We start from the raw sequence: 19,254 nt of genomic DNA, 5'->3' as shown, positions 1-19,254 counted from the left end.
AAACTCAAAATGTTTTATTCATTATGAGACGGCAATCATTCAGAAGCACGTTAAGTTCTTTTACAACTGTCAAGGGATTTCTACCTCTAAATACAGCTGCGATCGCAGCTTCATAAGGATTTCTACCTGTTTTTTTGACAGCATTTATTGCAGCTTGATTTGATAATCCTCGGACACTAACTAGCCATGCCGCTAATACATGTCCAGTACGTCCAATTCCACCAGAACAGTGTACAATAACTTTCTCATTTTGTTTATCAGCTTCTATTAAAAAAGGAAGTATTTTCTGTGTGAGATTTTCTAAATCAGCTAAATGGAAATCTGCGATTGGTGCCCAACAAACTAGTTGATTCCCAAATTTTTGTTTGTATGTGTTTAGAAGATTAGAGTAAAAAGCTAGCTGTTGTTCATCAAGAAGACAGCAAACACGCTTGATATTTTGGCGCTTCATGAATTCTATCCAATCCTGAACGTTCTTATCAGAATATCCAGGTCGCGCAGCACCAAAGACTATTTGCTCCTTCTCCCAAGCTGGGGCAAATTTGTACATAATTTAAATGTCTAGAGTCGAGGTTGATAAATCTTACCAATGGCAGAAAATAGCAAACGCAGTTTAAAAATCTTTCTACAGCCGATGCCAGCTAAAGTAACTGATATTTAAAGGCCTAATACAATACCTACGTATACACACTATATTACTTTAGAGTTATACTGCACTGCATCTAAATCTACCTGGAGAATAATAAGGTAGAACGATTGCTAAGAATAAAGTTTTTCAATAAATTTTATATTTTTGTGAATTGCTTTGCTGGCTATACTACGTCTAATGCTTGTTTTTAGGACTTTTGCAGCTTACTTAGCAAGCTTCAGTTGTTACCTTGACTAATCAATGAGGTTAAGAGAAACTAACTAAATACTGACGTGTGTGCTTATAATATTAATAAGTTTTGTAAAGATTATGAGAAATATATGTTGAAAGATGGAACATTAGTTAACAAATGGCAAGTTTATATCTAGTAACTAGTAAAAATGTTCCTACGGCTATATTTGTAGCCTTCTGCTAAGGCAGTAGAATTTAAGCGTACTTATCCTGGTTGGCCAAAAGAATGGAGACATTAGAGTTCATAATTTATCCAGACGGTCGGGTACAAGAGAAAGTCACTGGCATTGTGGGTAATTCTTGCGCTGAAGTTACAGCAGCAATAGAGGCGCAGCTGGGGCAAGTACTTAATCATGAGCCAACCTCAGAATATTTCGCTGCTAAGGTGCAGCAACCTAATGTGGCGAATACACACACCACTTACAGCGATTGGTAAGTTTTCACAGTAGTTTAGTGTTATTAATTCACAACCACCATGTCACACTTTAGCCAAATTAAGACTCAAATCCGTAACCTTGATTCTTTGAAAGATGCTTTGACTGAATTGGGCGTAAACTGGAAACCCGGCCCGCGCGAAGTTCGTGGCTATCGCGGTCAAACCCATCCTGCGGAAGTTAGTATTGAGCAGGAAAATGGCTATGACATCGGCTTTAGATGGAATGGCAAGGAATATGAATTGGTGGCTGACTTACAATATTGGCAGCAAGATTTGTCTGTAGACGGATTTTTGCGCCAGGTAACACAGCGCTATGCTTATCAAACAGTTCTGAAAGAAACCGCTCGTGTTGGCTTTCAAGTTTCTGAACAACAAAAAAATGAAGATGGTTCAATTCGCCTGGTAGTACAGCGCTGGAGTGCGTAATGGCTGATTTTCTGCCGTCGCCGGAAGAACAAGAAGATAACCGTTCCGGTTTGGAACCAGAATTAGGGGGTTTTTTACGGGATGCCCCAGAACGTTCGGGTTTGGAACCGGAATTAGGTGGTGTACTGCGCCAAAATGGTGTTTACGTTGACGAAATCACCTGTATTGGTTGCAAGCATTGCGCTCATGTTGCGCGTAACACCTTTTATATTGAACCAGATTATGGGCGATCGCGCGTGGTTCGGCAAGATGGGGACGCTGAGGAAATTATCCAAGAAGCAATTGACACTTGTCCGGTTGATTGCATTCACTGGGTTGATTACACTGAACTGAAAAAGTTAGAAGAAGAACGCAAATATCAGGTAATTCCTTTAATAGGTTATCCTGTAGAAGAGGCAGTTGCTGCTAGCCAACGTCGGCGTAAAAAGCAAAAGTCAAAAACCAAAAAATCCCGTTATTAAGATAAAAACGTTAAATCAATATAATAAAGGACTGGAATATCCAGTCCTTTTGTTTTTCGTTATGTAGTTAATTTTTGATGTAAGGATAATTTTGAATTCCCTGTAATACCAATTCACGAAATTACTGATACAAATCACTTCCTCTGCTTGCCCATCTGTATCATTTTTAAAGTGAAACGGTATAAGAGCTAACTCTCTTCATTTGAACCCACATTCCGCAGGTTAATTAGCAAAGGAGATAATATTTACGACAAGGAGCATCAAAGAAATTTAGAATCCAACATCTCTCCTCGGTGAGGTTGGAAATCTGTTTTAAGTCAGCGGTCGCTAATAAATGAATTGACATGAAACATTGAAACACAAGGGCGCAAAGTAGGAGTGGCAGTTGGCTTACCTAACTGATTTTGGATGGTTTGGGATGCTTGCTTTAAGGATTGACGCAATGTTCTCTGACCCAAGCTATAAACCAGTAAGCACAAGCCCATAACCATTGCCAAAGCTGCAACTCTTTTCCTGGAATTTAGAAACACAGGTAGTCAGTAAAAACTGGCACAAAATTTGTACCAGTTTTACAAGTGGCATTAAAAGGATGAGTTTAGTTATTCATCTGGAAAAGTCTGTACCTTGCCATCAGGACTGAGAACAACTCGAATTCTGACATTTTGTCCATTTTTATTAGGGGAAACAAAAGGTTTGCCAACTTCAGGCATCCCAGCGTTATCAACGAATTCTCTTGCTGCCTTATTAAGGGGAAAAATTCGTTCAATTGTGCCGTCAACACCAACTATCAAACTGTACTCTAATGTTTGTCCCAATCCAGTAGGTGGTTGCCAACGCTTCGTTAGGTATTGTCTAGCTTCTGCTACTTGCGGTGTGTCAAATAATGTGCCAGTAGCTACTTCTCTGGATGTGGGGTTTTTACCTGCGTCCCCTAATTGATCGATAAATGGATTATTAGCAGCAGTTCTAGAGGAGGGAAGTTGTGAAGTAGGTTTCACTCCAGCAGAAGATTGCTGTAAAGAACTGATTGTTTCGTCTAGCTGTTGTGAAGTTAGTGGGGAGGGTTGGGCTGGCGTATTGACACGATTTTTATTGGGTATGGTGTCAAGAGATGGAGGGAGGACTGGTGAGATATTAGTTGGTAAGCTATTGGCGTTAGAAGATAGTCTGGGTGGCAAATTCCGCAGTTGAGGGATAGCACCAGAACCAGCTTGGGGACTTGACCCAGTTGGATTCTGTGCCAGATTTGGTAATATGGCAATTTCCTGGCCTGGGATTTTGCTGGATGGTGAAGGCTTCGCTTGATTACTAGGAAGGGTTGCAGTCGTCCCTTGAGGTATTGTCAATGTATTTGGTGGCGGTGCAGAGAAACTACTAGAACTAGGGGCTGTTAAAGGTGCTTGGGGTAAAGTGGATGTGGAAAGTGGAGGGGTAGAACCTAGCAAATTATTTGATGGAGGGGTTAGCCCAGGTTCAGGTGTGGGAAAGTTTAGTGGGGATGAAGGTTCTAGAGCAGTCTTTACTGCTTCTGAATTTGATGTTTTGGCTGTCTGCTGTTGCTTTTCTCTAATATTGTTAGCATATTGCCAAGTAACTGGTAAAAAACCTACACCTAATACTAATACTGCGGCAACAGGCGCCCAAGCAGGAAACCTCAGAGTCGAACCTGTGCTGTTGAAAGTTGGAAGTGCCATGACATCAGTTGAGTATTCATCTAAAGCACTTGCCAAATCGAATAGTTGCAGCAAACTAAGTTGAATTACGGGGCCAGATGAATGGTTGGCCAGAGAACCAAGAAATAGGTTGTGAGTTAAATAGCTGCTTGGTTCTAAGTGGATATTTGCCCCTGGAATCTGGTTTCTAAAAGCATTTAATGTTGTTGTTGAAGACTTTAATTCCGGATCATCCAGTGCTGTGCTTGACTGTTGAGTACTGGAGAAACTGACCCAAAAGCTTTCTGGAGACTGTTGGAGGAATTGCTGTACATAGTTGGTGACAGCATCACATAAAGCTTCGAGTTGCTCGCGATCGCGCCCCGAATTGGAACTCTTTGTTCTTCTGGGAGTCGAGGATCGTCAAAACGTAGCTCAAAACTCAGATGTTTGAGGACAGTTTTCCCCATCCAACGAGACAGAGGTGAGCTTTGCGCGAATACTTCTAGCGTGCAAGTCGGTGGTGTGTAGCAACGAATAACTGAATTTGATAGAGGCATGACAGGAACTACGAAGAAGACTATATTGGGATTTTGCAAAAATTGAGCCAGTTGCTTGCAAAGAAAAGTTGGAACGGTGGATTCTTCCACTCAGAAATTTGTCAGGTTCCTTCTGTTATGCAAACTGGCGTGCAAGGAGGAAGCATTGTTGATAGTGCATCGCTCAAGAACTAATGACCATCAAAAAGGAATCCTTACCTAGCAAACTTTTGAAAACGAATTTTGGTTGAGGAATTTCAAATCTAAAATTTAAAATTTTGATGAACGGTCTATAAGTGCTAGCCAGAGACGGCGATGCCCACCAGGAGCGCTGTAAAAAAGTAAATCTACAAGCAGTTTTAAGGCCAGGTTAGTTAGTAAATCCGTTGAGATTTGCTCATCCTCTTCCATCCGCTCTTGGTAGGTGTTGCAGAAAGCATCAATATAGTCTCCAAGTAAAGCAGCCTGGTGAGGTTCCCGGTTATTTTCTGCCATTTGTTCTAACAGACCGACAGCACGGCGAATCAATTCCTGGTGCTGTTTGGCTAGGTAGCAGACGATCAAAACAAGCGATCGCGCTTCTTCGACATCTAGCTTTTTTCGCCCTCCTTGACCTTTGCGTAGAGGATTTGATTGGCGCAATCGCCATAAAGCTACGCGGTCTGGCACTCTTGACTCTAAATTCAGATCGGTTGCCGCCGAAAGCATTGCCTCTGAACCAATCCCAGTTAAGGTTTCTAGCGCTAACAGCACCAAGTCTAATTGGGTTTTGATATTGTCCCATTGAACTGTGTTTGGGGCTGGAAGCTTGATTAAATCCTCCCACTGGGAATTTGGAGTGGCTGAGTTGGCGGCCGAGTGCATAACTTTTAGCATAGGTGATCGAGCTGATAGGGGATGTTGCTGTTACCCATTTTGAAACCAGACTCTTAAGAATCAAGCTTGGTTTCCCATAGATAGCTATGAGCCGGAGGCTTCAGCTAGCTTTTCTATGTGGTAAACAGCATGTATCTTTGTCCTACTCTAGATGAAAATCTAGAGTAGGACAAAGTAGAAAAGTATCAATTATAATTAAGGTTTACTCGGCTTTCACTGCTAATTCCGTACAAGAGTATAAATAAACTATATTACGACTTACCCAAATAATAGCGAAAACCCTGATTATTAGGTAGGGGCAATTCATCAATTACGCCCAAAGCGTGTCGTGCCTAATACCAATAATCTGTGAGCTTGTATAGAACAAGAAGCTTAAGCCTCTTGTCTTACCAAGGTCTATTTTGTGCAGCTTCACAAAAAATTGTCATAAGTAATAAATGTTAAGAATGCTAACCGCTAATTATCGCTAAGTAAGTTATTTAGAATACCTCCTAATTTATTTGCGGTTTTAAGTTTTGAAATTTAAAGGGTATAAAAATAATTGCGCCCAACAATTAATTATTTTATCTTCTACGTATCTCGAAATAAATCTTGTTTCTTGTCCCTAAAATAATTTAGGAGCTTGTATCCTTTTTTATTTTAGTCATTTCTTATTTGTCATAGCCCTTCTCTGGATGAATCTTCTAGAAATAGTTACTGAAAAGTTAGATTGAGATACTTAAAAGTTATGACAAACATCATTGGAACCAACGGTAACGATTCCCTATTCGGTACTGACGACCCATTCAGCATTGGTGGCAACTCTGACACGATTAATGGTAAAGCAGGAAACGATACAATTACAGGTTATTCGGGCAACGATACCCTGACTGGTGGCGGTGGTAAAGATCAATTTGTTGTTCAAGGTTACTACTACAACGACTACAGTATCATCACCGATTTTACTGGCGTAGGTAAAGGAACGGCAATGATTTTCTTGACATTTCTGGCGAATACAGCTATATATCAGCCAACGATTTCTTCGACTCTCGCTCCATAAGTAATAACACCCTTAATGGAGGCTCAGGTAACGACACATTGGGTGCTAGCGGTTCAACAGGCGATAACCTACTTGATGGGGGTACTGGTGATGATTTGTTGTTCGCCGATTACAAGATTGCTACAGGAGCCATCGCTACAACTTTTAACGCTACTACTAATATTGGCTCAATTACAGCAGGCACGAGTCGGGTTAACTACAAAAATATCGAACGATTAAATATCTTAGGTACAGCCTTCGATGACAATATTGTGGGAAACTCTGGCAATGATACCCTCTCAGGGGGCAATGGTGGTAAAGATACCATAGATGGGGGTAAGGGTAACGATTTGTTGTCTGTAGATTATACCAGTACTACAGAGGGGATTACTTCAACTTTTAATGCCGCCACTAATATTGGCTCAATTACAGAAGGCACGAATCGGGTTAGTTACAAAAATATTGAACAATTAAATATCTCAGGTACAGCCTTGGATGATAATATTGTCGGGACATCCGGCAATGATACCCTCTCCACGGGATCTGGTAGCAAAGATACTATAGATGGGGGTAGGGGTGATGATTTGTTGAGAGTCGATTACAGTAATGCTACAGGAGGTATTACTTCAACTTTCAACGCTACTACTAACAGTGGCTCAATTACAGCAGGTACGAGTCGGGTTAACTACAGCAATATCGAACAATTAAATATCTCAGGTACAACCTACAATGACAATATTGTGGGGAGTTCTGGCAATGATACGCTCTTTGGTGGCGGTGGCAGTGATACCCTTTATGGAGGGGATGGTACTGATACCTTTGTTTTCTTTAGTTACAATCAAGGCGTTAATAGCCTTTATGACTTCAACGCCACTAATGAAGTGATTCAGGTATCGGCCGATTATTATGGTTTTGGCGGTGGGTTATCAAAAGGTTCGCTCTTGGCTTCTGAGTTTACCATCGGAACATCTGCAACTACTAGCGAACAGCGATTTATTTACAACAGCGCTACAGGTAAATTGTTCTTTGACCAAGATGGTAGTGGATCTGGCTTTACTCAGGTACAATTTGCACAATTATCTGCCGGATTGTCACTAACTAACAACAATTTTGTGGTTTTTTAATCTTTATCAGGGGTTTGCGAGGTGTTATTTTCGGCATCTCGCAATTATTCTATGAGAAAGGGGAAAATCGTGGCGAGTTGATGGTTAAATTTTAAACGCAAAGGGAAGGCAGCGCGGGGACAGGGGTTTCCCCCATGAGTGACTGCCGCCGCAGCTTTATTTGATGTGAGCAACGGTAACACCACTACCGCCATCTGCTTGTTCTGCTGGTTCGTAGTTGTTCACTCTGGAATGCTGTTGCAAAAAGGCGTGAACTCCTTGTCGTAACTTACCAGTGCCATAGCCGTGAATAATCCAGATTGGGCCTGTAGCTTCGGAAATCGCTTTATCTAAAATGTATTCGGCATCAGCTACTCGTTTACCACGCAAATCGATGGTATTTTTGGAAGTCCGAATTTCTGGGACAACTGGTGGTGGCGGGGTTACTGCTGCTGGGGCTGGTTTGGCTTTAACAACTGGTTCGGGTTTTTGACCATCTAGAGATTCTATGTCTTGCAACTTCACAGTCATCTTCATTAGCCCAAAGCGAACACTTAACTCGCCATCTTCATCGGGGGCGGTAATCACATCCGCGATCTGTCCCAATTTTGGAATGCGGACGCGATCGCCGACTTTGGGCATAAACCCAACTTTTGGCTTTGCTGGTGTTACTGGCTGATATTGCTGGCCAATTTGATTCAAAGCATTGGTGGCTTGCTGGGCTTCTTGGGCTGTGGGCGTACCTTTCTGCAAACGGCGGATTACTTGGGCAATTTCACCTTTTGCTTGAGCGATCGCTTGTTGGACTGCTACTTCCTGTGAAGCCCGCAAACTGCTTTCCCTTTCCTCCAAACTTGCGGCTTTTGCAGATACTTCTTTGTATAAACGTTCCGCTTGCTGCAACAAAACTTGGGCTTCCGCAGCTTTGGTTTCTTGGCGGCGGCGTTGCGCTTCTAAGCCAGCAATCACCTGGTTAACTTCATCTGTGGCTTCTCCAACTTGAGTTTTCGCCTGTTGTACAACTTCTGGTTTTAATCCCAAGCGCAGGGCAATTGTCAGGGCATTAGAACGTCCGGGGATGCCCCACAGCAGACGATAAGTAGGTGACAGAGTACTTTCGTCAAATTCTACAGAGGCATTTTCAAACCGATCGTCTTCGTATTTCAGGGCTTTTAGTTCGCCGAAGTGAGTAGTGGCGATCGTTAACTGGGCATGGTTGGCAAGATATTGCAACAAAGCGATCGCTAAGGCACTACCTTCTACTGGATCGGTTCCTGCGCCAACTTCATCAAGTAAAACGAGTGCTGTTAGCGGAAGCGGGGCGTTTAGCCCGTGCTGAGTGCTGAGTGATGGAGAAATAACTCCAGTCTCCTGCTCCCCTGCTCCTCGGTCACTGAGCGTAGTCGAAGTGCTGCTCCCCTGCTCCTCTGCTTCCCTATTTCCCAATGCTTCCAAAATCCTACTAATTCGGCGGATGTGTCCAGAGAATGTGGATAAACTCTGCTGTAAGGATTGTTCATCGCCAATATCTGCCAGTACTTTATCAAACCAAGGTATTTCTACTGGTTCGCGGGCGGGGACAAATAAACCCACTTTGGCCATTAATGCTGCTAACCCCAAAGTTTTTAAAGTTACAGTTTTACCACCAGTATTAGGCCCAGTAATTGTCACCACCCGAATTTGCGGACCGATCAGCAAATCTACAGGAACTACTGGTTGCCCTTGTTCGTGCTGTTGCTGCCACACTAACAGAGGATGCCGCAAGTTCCGCAAGGTAATCATTTCCCTCTCTTCCCGCTGGATAAATCGCGGGGGATTAGCTCCTAGCCAGAAACTATATCGCGATCTAGCGGTTGCCAAATCCAAAGTGGTGGCGATCGCTAACAATCTCTCTAAATCTGGTTTAACTGCGGCTACTTGTTCAGTCAAAATGCGGCGAATCGTTTCTTCTTCGGCTTGCTCTCTTCTGATAATTTGCCGCAGTTGGTTGCCTAGAGGTACTACTGAATTCGGTTCCACATACAGGGTGGCCCCGCTGGTAGAGGTATCGTGGACTATACCGGGAATAGCATCTTTTTGGGGTGCTTTTACGGGGATAACAAAGCGATCGCCCCGTTGCGTAATCAGCTGTTCTTGAACTGCGCCAGATTTTGCCTGTAAGATATTTTGCAGCTTTTGGGTAATTTGGCTGCGTACTCGCCGCAAGTCTGTGCGAATTTCTCCCAGTTTTTGACTCGCGCGGTCAGTTACCTGGGCCCGTTCATCAATACAGCGGTGAATTTCCTGTTCTAGTTCTGGATAAGTCCGCAAATCGGCAACCAAATCAGTCAATATCGGCAAATCTTCTTGATTGTCGATGACACGGCGCAAATTTCTGGCACCAGCTAAGGTGGTGGCGATCGCTAACAGTTCTTCCCCTGCCAAAACTCCACTGCGTTCTGCTCGTTCTAGAGAATCGCCAATATCTTGAATTCCTTCAAATGATAGTCCCGTGGTCAGGCGACTTTCCAGTTGGTAGATTTCTTTGGTTTGCTCTAATAACTGTTCGCTTTGGGTCTGAGAATCAGGTATTTTCAGATGACGCGCAGCTGTCGCCCCCAGCTTAGTTGCGGCAAAGGTGGCAAGGTGCTGGCACAGGCGATGCCATTCTAATAATTCTAAGGTTTCAGATTGGATCAAGGTTTCAACATCTAATCTGAAATTATGGTAACAATTCTAGCTCCTAGATGGATAAATCTTAAAGGAGAAAATTTTGCTTTAATTCAATCAGCCAGATAGTCCGTGGCAATAGCTAAGTAATAACTGACACATTAGACTAGCTTTTTTGAGAAAATACCGCAATATTAACTGCCATCGAAAACAACATCGAAACAAATTAGGCAGCAACTATTTCTTGGACTAGAACGTAAGGTTGAACGATGAGAGTATTAAATCGTTTAGTGCGATCGCCATTCCATTCTCCCACTTGTACTGTTGTGGGTTTGGTTATTAATTGTTTATCAATCCACTGTTCCACTGATGGAATGTTATCACTGGCGATCGCTACTCCAACATCCACCAAGTCTAGCTCAAGCGCTACCAAAATTACTGCATCTCTTTGTACATGAGGAATTAACCATTCCCACTCTGCCTCATCCAAAATTTCTGTTAATTCCGCTCTTAAATCCGACATTACTTACCAATGTTTATTTGTAAATGGCTATTTTTACATTATTCACTAGTTCCGAGTTCCTGACAAATGATAAATGACAAATGACCAATAACTAAACTTCAGATTTCATTTCATCTATTTCAAATAAAGACACAATTACTCCAGCTATGGGAATAGATATAAAAACACCTAATAATCCTGCTACTCTAGCACCTACTAGTAAAGCAAAAAACACCACTACCGGATTAAGATTCAGCGCGCCTTGCATAATTCTGGGCGCAATCAAGTTGTCTTGTATCTGCTGGAGCACAATACAAGCTATTAACACTTTGACTGCTAACCAAATACCTTGAGACAACACAAATAGAGTCACTGTGCTTACTCCTAATGTCGCACCTATGCCAGGAATTATATCAACAATTCCGATTATTATTGACAATATCAAAGCAAAAGGCACTTTTAATATTACAAAAATTAGGAACGTCGAAATTGTTAAAAATCCACTTAATAGCAACTGACCTCTAAAAAATCCTAAAAAAGACTTTCTGATTATATTTGTAAATCGATTACGACGTTGTTTTGGTACTACTTTTAAAATAAAATTCCACAGTTTATCTCCATCTAATAGCATGAAAAAAGCCACAACTGCAATCAGTATAAAAGTTACAAAGTTGGTCATAAACCCTTGGAGAATAGCTAAACTAGTCACAAGAGTTGATACAGCTTGATTCCGCAATTGTTCTTCAATAAAACTTAAATCTATCTGTAAATTACGGTTTTGCAAAAATCCTTCTAGTCCCTCTAATAAAGGTACTAAAGAATTTAAAAATGCAGTGATACTATTAATTAATTGTTGTCCTTGAGATAAAACTGTTAAGCTCACAGTAATTATCAGACCGCCTATAATCACAATACTGAGTAAGAAAACGACACCAACAGCTATACCGTGGGGCAAAAAACGCCACAGACCTTGTACAGGATAACTGAGTAAAAAAGCTAAAATTGCTGCAAATGTAAAAATAACAATGACCGATTCAAAATAAGCTAAAAGTTGTACAATTGCCCAGCCAGAAGCAACTAAAAGCAAAAAGCGAACTAATGCCAGATTATTTAATCGCTCCCAAAAACTCTTGGCTTCAAAGCCGCTCATAATAATTCATAATTCGTAATTCGTCGTAATTAAGCCATAAAAACGCTAGTTGTTTAGCGCAATTAAGTTAGCCGCCCTGTAAGATTGAGAGTTATTTGTTGGAAGCCCTTTACTTTATTGCTAGAGGAATAGAGTTTAAGATTAGAGTAATTTAATCGCGATCGCTACCTCCCTAAAGCATACATCTCTTGCGTGTCTAACTTATCTTCCTAAATCATGCATTTCATTTATGACTGTGGCACACTTTTGTGTCAACGCTTCTAATTCCTCTTTGTTACTGGAACTGGGAGCATCAATCAAGTTACCAATTCTGACTGTGATAGGAACTGCGCGAGGTAGGGACGCTCCTTTTTGTAAAATCCCTTCAGTACCCCAGACACTCACCGGCAATATTGGGGCTTTTGCTTTCGCCGCTAACAGCAATGCGCCTCTTTTGGGGTCTGTAATTCGACCATCTGGGGTGCGAGTACCTTGCAAGAAAACACCGACAGCCCAACCTTTATTGAGATATTCTAGGGCGGAACGGATGGCATTGCGATCGGCATTTCCCCGGCTGACTGGGTAAGCACCATACAATTTAATCGCTTGCGCCAAAACGGGGATATTAAATAACTCTTCTTTCGCCATATACGCCACTGGACGACGTACACAATTAGAGACAATGGGCGGGTCGAAGTAACTAGCGTGATTACTTGCTACTAATAGAGGCCCTGATTGGGGGACATTTTCCGCACCATAAATATGGCCCCGAAAATAAGCGTGAAGCATGGGGCTGACGACTGACCATTTAAAGGCGTGGTAAAGTGCCAGACTGATCAACGGTTCGCGGTTTTTGTCCACAGAAGATAATGCAAATCAAACTGAATTTAGCATAAGCGATCGCAACACCCAGATCAAACGCAAAAAAGCTATAGATATGAATTGCTTCACTCTTCTGTGAACACTAAATCTAGAAATCTTTGGAATTTAGCAGTATGTTTCTCACTACAGTCAGTATTCTTGGATACAAGATTAACGAATTACTCTAACAAGGTTATTTGACTTTTTTCACAACTAAAGATGTAGGTAAAGGATCTGGATTAGATTTATCTATCAGCTACAAAATTGTGACTGAACTACATCAAGAGACCTCTTGGCAAAAGTGCTTTTTGCACTCTTGGGGAAAAGGTTTTGGTTAAAGGGGAAAGGGACTTTTGCAGAACCTTTTCCCCTTCCCCTTTACCCTTTTCCCTACAAATACCAAGAAGTCTAATACCAATTCTGTATGAAGCTGCGCTAAATTGTGGAAAAGGGTGTATTTGGTAAAAGTGTAATGGGTCGGAGATTGATAGTTGAAATTAAAGAGAGCCAAGAAGAATTACAAAAAGCAGTGAAATATGCGCTAGAAGCTAGTAGCAAAGAGAGATTACAAATGCTCAACTGGCTAAAAACAGGACAGGTTACAAGTAGGCGATCGCTGGCAGCGTTGTTAGGGAGAGATGAGGCAACAGTAACTCGTTGGCTAAAAAAATACAAGGAATTAGGATACAAAGGCTTACTAGAGGTGAAACAGGCACCAGGAAAACAGCCAATTGTCAGTGGCGAGAATTTAGAACGTTTAAAAAAAAGATTATCCGAACCACAAGGATTTCAAAGTTACAGTCAGATTCAACAATGGTTAATGGCGGAATTAGGACTAAATGTTGCTTATAAAACGGTATACCAATTAGTGAGATATCAACTTGGTGCCAAGCTGAAAGTTCCGCGTCCTCAAAGCACCAAACAACATCCAGACAGTCTATCTCACTTTAAAAAAAACTGCCTCTAGCACTCAAATTCTTGCAGGAGGAATTTGGCGAAGGGAAAAGATTGAGGTATTTATGTCAGGATGAAACACGTTTAGGATTAAAGACAATTACCGGACGTTTAATTACAGCTAAGGGAGTTAAACCTGTAGGTTTAAGTCAATGGCAACGCGAAAATTTTTATTTATATGGAGTTGTAGAACCTCTAAGCGGATACAGCTTTTTCTACGAATTCCCTTACCTTAATGGGGAAGCAGTTTTCAAAACTTCTTAGAGTTGTTGTCTGCTGATCTTGGTGATGATAGTGCCGTAATTCAGTTCGACCGAGGTTCTTTTCACAAAGCGAAAACTCTCGATTTTCCAGATAACATTATCCCGCTCTTTCAGCCTCCTCACTCTCCTGAACTCAACCCGATTGAGCGGTTTTGGGAATTTCTCAAATCTCAACTCCAATGGGAAAACTGTAAAACACTCTCACAACTACAGCAAAAGTTAACTGATGCCCTCAAAGAAATTACACCTTCCATGATTGCCTCTCTTACTTCTTACAATTTTATCCTTGAAGCCTTATTTAGCGCAGCTTCATAAAGAATTGGTATAAGGTAAACTTGATGATTATAATTTCACATTAGGAAAGAGCGCAGAATTTGTCGTCACCCTACCTTTAAAAGCTAAAAAAATTAAACAGGTAAATCACTAACTTTCTGGATATTTTGTAAAATCAAATCAGGGCTATTACGTTTAATCAAGCCAGTTAATACTTTACCAGGGCCAATTTCCATTACTCGCTCGATACCGTTGGCTGGTAATTGCAGACAAATTTCTCGCCATCTTACAGAACCAGTCATTTGTTCGTTCAGGCGTTGCTTTAAAATCTCAGCATCAATAGACGGAATTGGTTCGACATTAGACAGCACTGGCACAAATGCGGGTTGAAATTCCACAGATTCTAAAATGTCTTGGAATTCCGCCGCTGCTGGTGCTATTAAATGTGAATGAAATGCTCCAGAAACTTTTAGGGGAACCGCACGCTTTGCTTTAACTTGAGTCATCACGGCTTGTACAGCCTCAGTCGTGCCTGAAATTACCACCTGAGCCGAACTATTATCATTTGCTATCACCACATCAGGCGTTTGAGCAATAATTTTTTCTAACTGTTCGCGGTCAAAGTTCATCAAAGCTGCCATCATCCCATCGATGGAACTATCCATAAGTTCTGCACGACGCTTCACCAGATATAAACCAGCCGACCACTCAAAAACACCTGCTATATAAAGAGCAGTATATTCTCCCAAACTGTGACCAGCCACTAAATCTGGCTGGTGTCCTCGTTCTCGAAGCAGGTCAGCAAGAATGCTTTCGACCACATACAAACTTGGTTGAGTATATAGCGTCTGTGATAACTTCTCTTCTTGAGTTTGACAAATTTCAGTTACAGACCAGCCCAAAATATCCTCAGCTTTGGCAAGCTTGTCTTTAGCGGACGGTATATCTAGTAAATCCATTCCCATTCCTAGCGTTTGGGAACCTTGTCCGGGAAACACCCATGCAGTTTTTGTCATTTGTCAATAGTCAGAAAAGTGAAAAGTTAGGAGTGAGGAGTTAGGAGCGAGGAGTTAGGAGTGAGGAGTTAAAACTCATAACTCTTAACTCATAACTCTTAACTCCTAATTCTTCACCTTCCCCATTGAAAGATTGCCGCGCCCCAGGTAAGACCGGCACCAAAGCCCGATGTAGCAACGATGTCATTGGTTTGAATTTTACCTTGTTGTACTGCTTCATCTAAAGCTAAGGGGATGGAAGCAGCTGAGGTATTGCCGTAATGGGCGAGATTACTAATAACTTTATGTTCTGGGATATTCAGGCGTTGGGCAACGGCATCGATAATCCGCTGATTGGCTTGATGCAATATCAGCCAATCTATTTGGTCAACGCTAAGGTTGGCTTGAAACAAAGCTTTATCAATTATTTCTGGCACTTTTTGGACAGCAAAGCGGTAGACTTCTTTGCCGTTCATCGTAATCGGTTGGTAAGTACCTTTGGTGATATTTACATCAGTCACCAGTTCTTGGGAAGTACCTGCATAAGCAAGGTTGAGGTAATGGTTTTGAGTACCATCACTTTTAAGTGCAAATCCTAATAAGCGATCGCTTTTGGCAGCTTGTAACACCACTGCTCCGGCACCATCACCAAACAATACACAAGTCCGCCGATCTTCCCAATCTACCCAGCGAGAGAGGATATCTGCCCCGATCAAAAGTACGTTTCTATATACACCAGTTCTGATGTATTGGGCTGCTGTAACCAAACCAAACACAAAGCCAGAGCAGGCAGCGGTCAAGTCAAAGGCGACTGCGTTAGTAGCTCCCAATTGCGCCTGTACTTGACAAGCACTACCAAACAAATCATCAGCGGTGGAAGTCGCTAGCAGAATCAGGTCTATGTCTTCTGCTTTAATTCCTGAAGCGGCGATCGCCTGACTGCTGGCGGCAGTAGCGAGTACACTCAAGGACTCAGATGGCAGAGCTAATCGACGTTGACGAATTCCCGTTCTTGTAGCGATCCACTCATCTGATGTTTCAACTAGTTCGCTCAATGTCTCGTTGTGTAGGGAAGTCGCTGGTACTGCCGAGCCGCTTCCGGTAATTGCTACGCCTAAGTTTTGCACTCCTAATCTCCCAAGCTATCAGCTTTTTGTCTTTTGTCTTTTGTCAGTTGTCTTTTGTCAGTTGTCCTTTGTCACTTGTACTGAGCGTAGTCGAAGTATTTGTCCTTTGTCCTTTACAAATGACGAATGACGAATGACTAATGACCAATGACTAATGACCAATGACTAATGACCAATGACTAACCACTTTCGCGCTCTAGGATATATTGGGACTGAATTCGTTGTATCACCTCGTTGTCAACGGCTTCTTTTGCCATGCGAATTGCATTAAAAATTGAAGGTGCTTGGGAGCTACCGTGACCGATAAAACAGACTCCTGCCACGCCTAGCAGTAAAGCACCACCATGTTCTGCGTGATCCATTCGCTGCTTAATCCGCTTCAAGTTGGGTTTTAAGAGTGCTGAACCAATTTGACCGTGTAATCCTTGGGGTAATTCTTCCCGCAGAATTTGCAGAATCACTTCTCCAACGGCTTCGGCAAATTTTAACAGTACATTGCCGACAAAGCCATCGCAGACAATTACATCAAAGCGACCGGAAAGCACATCACGCCCTTCAGCATTGCCAATAAAATTAATTTGGGAATTTTCGCGTAGCAGTTGGTGAGCGCGGACGGCTGCATCATTGCCTTTAGAGTCTTCTTCACCGATGTTCAGCAAACCCACTTTCGGTTCATCTGTACCCAAGACATACTTACTGTAAGCCGATCCCATAACGCCAAACTGCTCTAAAAACTTGGGACGGCAATCTACATTTGCGCCGACATCAAGTACTAGCACTGGCTTCCCAGCAATAATCGTGGGGAAAACTGTCCCGATCGCTGGGCGATCGATTCCTGGCAATCGTCCTAAGCGGAGCAAAGCTGATGCCATCGCTGCCCCAGAGTGACCAGCCGAAAATACGGCATCTGCCTTTTGTTGCTTGACTAAATCCATCGCTACATTAATAGAAGCCTTGCGTTTGCGTCTAACTGCATTTAAAGGCTCCTCATCCATAGCGATCGCTTCTTCAGCAGTCACGATCTCTACCTGCCCTAAACTTGTTTTTGATGGCAAGGCAGCTTCTATTTGTTGGGGATCGCCAACTAACAATACATCTACACCCAATTCTTCTCTTGCTCGCAATGCGCCAGCAACGATTTCACCGGGTGCATGATCCCCTCCCATTGCGTCAATTGCGATCCGTACACGAGTCGATCCCATTGCTCACAGCTTCTAGAAACCTTACAAATTTTACCAGATGGCAATGCCCGAAAAAGCTTAATTTTCTGAGCGCCAAATTAATTCTGTTACTATTGCAACAATTTTTACTGGCAAGCTCAAGATAGCACGAATTGTTAAGTATTGGGCATTGGCCAAACAGGGCATGGGGCATGGAGAAGAGACAAGGTAGACAAGGAAGAGGGGGGAGACAAGGGAGAGATTTATTTAATAATCCCCCTTGTCCCCCTTGTCCCCCTTGTCCCCCTTGTCTCCTCTACTCCCTATTCCCCGCTTCCTAGTACCCAATCAACTAGCGTCCGAACGCCGTAGCCAGTTGCCCCTGAGCTGTTGTAGCCATTTTCTTTATCTGTCCATACTGGGCCAGCAATATCTAGGTGCGCCCAAGGGGTTTGTTTGACGAATTGCTTGAGGAAAAGGGCGGCGGTGATTGCACCACCTGGACGCGGCCCTGTATTTTTCATGTCCGCAATACCAGACTTTAACCCTTCAAAATATTTTTCTTCCATTGGCATCCGCCAAATCTTTTCTCCTGAAGTTTGGGCAGCTTTTTCAAGCTGGGAGGCTACAGCATCATCAGGAGTGTACAAACCAGCAATATCGTCACCCAAGGCAATGACGTTAGCACCAGTCAGGGTGGCTAAATCAACGATCGCATCTAAGCCTAATTTGTCGGCATACACTAAGGCATCTGCTAAGGTTAAACGTCCTTCAGCGTCGGTGTTGTTCACTTCAATTGTTTTGCCATTTGATGCTGTGAGAATGTCTCCAGGGTGCATGGCGTGACCGCTAATCATGTTTTCGGTTGCTGCTGAGATGAAGTGAACTTCCGAATCTGGCTTAATTTGAGCAATTGCTTTGGCTGCACCCAAGGTGGCAGCTGCACCGCCCATGTCAATTTTCATGGTTTCGATGCCGCTACCAGCACCTTTAATGTTGAGTCCGCCGGAGTCGAAGGTTAAACCTTTGCCAATAATTGCTAATTTCTTTTTGGGTGTACCTTCTGGCTTGTAAGTTAGGTGAATAAATTTCGGTGGCAAATCGGAAGCTTGGGCTACTCCCAAAAATGCACCCATGCCTAACTTTTCACAGTCTTCTCGTTCTAAAATTTCTAGTTGTAAACCATAATCTTTGGCGATCGCTTGAGCAGTTTCGGCTAAAGTAATTGGTGTGACTGCGTTGGCTGGTGCTGCGACTAATTGCCGTGCCAAATTTACCCCAGAAACAATTTGATTAGCGCGGGTAATGGCGGCTTCTTGTCCACCGAAACCCAGTAAATCTATACTTTCTATTTGTGAACCTTTATCTTCTGGTTCGGATTTAAAGCGAATATCTTGGTAAAGTGCTAACTCCACACCTTCTGCGAGCGCTTGGGCACTCGCTGCTGGATCGTTATTCCACAATGGAAAACTAAATCCCAAAATTTTGCTTTTTTGCTTTTTTGCCACCCTAGCTACAGCCGCAGCAGCACGACGCAGAGTATCTAGTTTTAACGCTTCTGGTTTGCCTAAACCTACTAAAATCAATTTCCGCACTGAGCTACCAGCATTTACACGGGTGAAGATTGTACTGTTGGCTTTACCTTTAAATTCTTCTTCAGTAATCAGTTCTTTTAATACCCCAGAAAACTTTTGATCTAAAGTAGCTAGTTCTCCGGTTAACTCTACTGCATCTTCAAATAATCCAATTGCCAAACTATCGCCTGCCCACTCTAGTAAAGGCTTATCACTAGGTTGAATTGTCATTTTGGGATTTTCTGTAAATATTCCTTCTTGTACCAGTATTGCTCAAAATTCTTGTTTCATGCTAAGGGGAGTGGGTATTGGGCATGGGGAATTGGGCATTGGGCATGGGGGAGCAGGGATCAGTAAGTATAAATTAACGAATTAG

The 19,254-nt window shown here is 42.5% G+C and carries 18 protein-coding genes and 2 pseudogenes; 8 read left to right on the top strand and 12 right to left on the bottom strand.

Annotation, left to right across the window (positions count from 1 at the left end; translation table 11 throughout):
• Nucleotides 1–4: 4 nt before the first annotated feature.
• Entirely contained in the window at nt 5–550 is a 546-nt protein-coding gene (locus NSTC731_RS10920; protein ID WP_445630814.1) for a protein-tyrosine phosphatase family protein, read from the bottom strand.
• 556 nt (nt 551–1,106) lie between these two features.
• On the opposite strand from NSTC731_RS10920, the gene NSTC731_RS10915 reads away from it, so the two are divergent.
• The 3 genes from NSTC731_RS10915 to NSTC731_RS10905 are packed head-to-tail and all read left to right on the top strand — an operon-like array spanning nt 1,107 to nt 2,203.
• Complete coding sequence (locus NSTC731_RS10915) at nt 1,107–1,316, top strand: DUF2997 domain-containing protein (protein WP_322673334.1); 210 nt, start codon at nt 1,107–1,109, stop codon at nt 1,314–1,316.
• A 39-nt stretch (nt 1,317–1,355) separates the two neighbouring features.
• Nucleotides 1,356–1,742, top strand: a complete 387-nt coding sequence (locus tag NSTC731_RS10910; protein ID WP_445630813.1) for a DUF1257 domain-containing protein — start codon at nt 1,356–1,358, stop codon at nt 1,740–1,742.
• Complete coding sequence (locus NSTC731_RS10905) at nt 1,742–2,203, top strand: ferredoxin (RefSeq protein ID WP_322695179.1); 462 nt, start codon at nt 1,742–1,744, stop codon at nt 2,201–2,203. Before NSTC731_RS10910 ends, NSTC731_RS10905 begins: the two co-directional genes overlap by 1 nt.
• 226 nt (nt 2,204–2,429) lie before the next feature.
• Here NSTC731_RS10905 and NSTC731_RS10900 read toward each other — a convergent pair.
• The 3 genes and pseudogenes from NSTC731_RS10900 to NSTC731_RS10890 form a co-directional block, all read right to left on the bottom strand.
• Nucleotides 2,430–2,733, bottom strand: a pseudogene (locus NSTC731_RS10900) (IS1634 family transposase); the annotation flags it as partial.
• A gap of 69 nt (nt 2,734–2,802) precedes the next feature.
• Nucleotides 2,803–4,415: pseudogene (locus NSTC731_RS10895) on the bottom strand (DUF4335 domain-containing protein).
• Nucleotides 4,416–4,664: 249 nt separating this feature from the next.
• The gene (locus NSTC731_RS10890; protein WP_445630812.1) at nt 4,665–5,270 is read right to left on the bottom strand and encodes a DUF3038 domain-containing protein; all 606 of its coding nucleotides are present in this window, start codon (nt 5,268–5,270) and stop codon (nt 4,665–4,667) included.
• A gap of 727 nt (nt 5,271–5,997) precedes the next feature.
• Here NSTC731_RS10890 and NSTC731_RS10885 point away from each other — a divergent pair.
• Together NSTC731_RS10885 and NSTC731_RS10880 are read left to right on the top strand one after the other, a co-directional pair.
• Nucleotides 5,998–6,309, top strand: a complete 312-nt coding sequence (locus NSTC731_RS10885) for a hypothetical protein (RefSeq protein WP_445630811.1) — start codon at nt 5,998–6,000, stop codon at nt 6,307–6,309.
• Nucleotides 6,310–6,347: 38 nt separating this feature from the next.
• A complete protein-coding gene (locus NSTC731_RS10880) occupies nt 6,348–7,412 on the top strand; it encodes a calcium-binding protein (protein ID WP_445630810.1) in 1,065 nt (354 codons plus the stop codon).
• A gap of 156 nt (nt 7,413–7,568) precedes the next feature.
• Here the strand turns inward: NSTC731_RS10880 and NSTC731_RS10875 are convergent, their stop codons facing one another.
• The 4 genes from NSTC731_RS10875 to NSTC731_RS10860 all read right to left on the bottom strand — a co-directional run bounded on the left by NSTC731_RS10875 (nt 7,569) and on the right by NSTC731_RS10860 (nt 12,532).
• Nucleotides 7,569–10,070: an endonuclease MutS2 gene (locus NSTC731_RS10875; protein WP_445630809.1), complete on the bottom strand. Its 2,502-nt coding sequence runs from the start codon at nt 10,068–10,070 to the stop codon at nt 7,569–7,571.
• Between the two features lie 196 nt (nt 10,071–10,266).
• Nucleotides 10,267–10,563 (bottom strand): DUF2288 domain-containing protein, encoded by a 297-nt coding sequence (locus NSTC731_RS10870; RefSeq protein ID WP_445630808.1) that lies wholly within the window; start codon nt 10,561–10,563, stop codon nt 10,267–10,269.
• A 91-nt stretch (nt 10,564–10,654) separates the two neighbouring features.
• A complete protein-coding gene (locus tag NSTC731_RS10865) occupies nt 10,655–11,692 on the bottom strand; it encodes an AI-2E family transporter (RefSeq protein ID WP_445630807.1) in 1,038 nt (345 codons plus the stop codon).
• A 201-nt stretch (nt 11,693–11,893) separates the two neighbouring features.
• A complete protein-coding gene (locus tag NSTC731_RS10860) occupies nt 11,894–12,532 on the bottom strand; it encodes a lysophospholipid acyltransferase family protein (protein WP_445630806.1) in 639 nt (212 codons plus the stop codon).
• Between the two features lie 472 nt (nt 12,533–13,004).
• Here NSTC731_RS10860 and NSTC731_RS10855 point away from each other — a divergent pair, with 472 nt between their 5' ends.
• From NSTC731_RS10855 to NSTC731_RS10845, 3 genes are read left to right on the top strand one after another with little or no spacing between them, the layout of a single operon-like run.
• Nucleotides 13,005–13,499, top strand: a complete 495-nt coding sequence (locus NSTC731_RS10855) for a helix-turn-helix domain-containing protein (RefSeq protein ID WP_445627955.1) — start codon at nt 13,005–13,007, stop codon at nt 13,497–13,499.
• An 11-nt stretch (nt 13,500–13,510) separates the two neighbouring features.
• Complete coding sequence (locus NSTC731_RS10850) at nt 13,511–13,750, top strand: hypothetical protein (protein ID WP_445627956.1); 240 nt, start codon at nt 13,511–13,513, stop codon at nt 13,748–13,750.
• Nucleotides 13,751–13,755: 5 nt separating this feature from the next.
• Nucleotides 13,756–14,064, top strand: coding sequence for a transposase (locus NSTC731_RS10845; RefSeq protein ID WP_445627957.1), 309 nt, complete (start codon nt 13,756–13,758; stop codon nt 14,062–14,064).
• Between the two features lie 92 nt (nt 14,065–14,156).
• On the opposite strand, the gene fabD is transcribed toward NSTC731_RS10845, so the two are convergent.
• From fabD to NSTC731_RS10825, 4 genes are all read right to left on the bottom strand, one after another.
• Entirely contained in the window at nt 14,157–15,038 is an 882-nt protein-coding gene (gene fabD, locus NSTC731_RS10840; protein WP_445630805.1) for an ACP S-malonyltransferase, read from the bottom strand.
• A gap of 113 nt (nt 15,039–15,151) precedes the next feature.
• On the bottom strand, nt 15,152–16,144 hold the full coding sequence (locus tag NSTC731_RS10835; RefSeq protein ID WP_445630804.1) for a beta-ketoacyl-ACP synthase 3: 993 nt from the start codon (nt 16,142–16,144) through the stop codon (nt 15,152–15,154).
• Between the two features lie 179 nt (nt 16,145–16,323).
• Nucleotides 16,324–17,346 (bottom strand): phosphate acyltransferase PlsX, encoded by a 1,023-nt coding sequence (plsX, locus tag NSTC731_RS10830; RefSeq protein ID WP_445630803.1) that lies wholly within the window; start codon nt 17,344–17,346, stop codon nt 16,324–16,326.
• A gap of 281 nt (nt 17,347–17,627) precedes the next feature.
• A complete protein-coding gene (locus NSTC731_RS10825) occupies nt 17,628–19,109 on the bottom strand; it encodes a leucyl aminopeptidase (RefSeq protein ID WP_445630802.1) in 1,482 nt (493 codons plus the stop codon).
• Between the last annotated feature and the right edge of the window lie 145 nt (nt 19,110–19,254).

The sequence above is a fragment of the Nostoc sp. DSM 114167 genome (genome assembly GCF_052692655.1).
The sequence above is the reverse complement of the archived record's forward strand: the minus strand, read 5'-3'. Positions and strand labels throughout refer to the sequence as shown.

Coding starts and splice junctions, on each gene's coding strand:
- NSTC731_RS10920 (WP_445630814.1), bottom strand. CDS start 550: ATGTACAAATTTGCCCCAGCTTGGGAGAAGGAGCAAATAGTCTTTGGT.
- NSTC731_RS10915 (WP_322673334.1), top strand. CDS start 1,107: ATGGAGACATTAGAGTTCATAATTTATCCAGACGGTCGGGTACAAGAG.
- NSTC731_RS10910 (WP_445630813.1), top strand. CDS start 1,356: ATGTCACACTTTAGCCAAATTAAGACTCAAATCCGTAACCTTGATTCT.
- NSTC731_RS10905 (WP_322695179.1), top strand. CDS start 1,742: ATGGCTGATTTTCTGCCGTCGCCGGAAGAACAAGAAGATAACCGTTCC.
- NSTC731_RS10890 (WP_445630812.1), bottom strand. CDS start 5,270: ATGCTAAAAGTTATGCACTCGGCCGCCAACTCAGCCACTCCAAATTCC.
- NSTC731_RS10885 (WP_445630811.1), top strand. CDS start 5,998: ATGACAAACATCATTGGAACCAACGGTAACGATTCCCTATTCGGTACT.
- NSTC731_RS10870 (WP_445630808.1), bottom strand. CDS start 10,563: ATGTCGGATTTAAGAGCGGAATTAACAGAAATTTTGGATGAGGCAGAG.
- NSTC731_RS10865 (WP_445630807.1), bottom strand. CDS start 11,692: ATGAGCGGCTTTGAAGCCAAGAGTTTTTGGGAGCGATTAAATAATCTG.
- NSTC731_RS10855 (WP_445627955.1), top strand. CDS start 13,005: ATGGGTCGGAGATTGATAGTTGAAATTAAAGAGAGCCAAGAAGAATTA.
- fabD (WP_445630805.1), bottom strand. CDS start 15,038: ATGACAAAAACTGCATGGGTGTTTCCCGGACAAGGTTCCCAAACGCTA.
- plsX (WP_445630803.1), bottom strand. CDS start 17,346: ATGGGATCGACTCGTGTACGGATCGCAATTGACGCAATGGGAGGGGAT.
- NSTC731_RS10825 (WP_445630802.1), bottom strand. CDS start 19,109: ATGACAATTCAACCTAGTGATAAGCCTTTACTAGAGTGGGCAGGCGAT.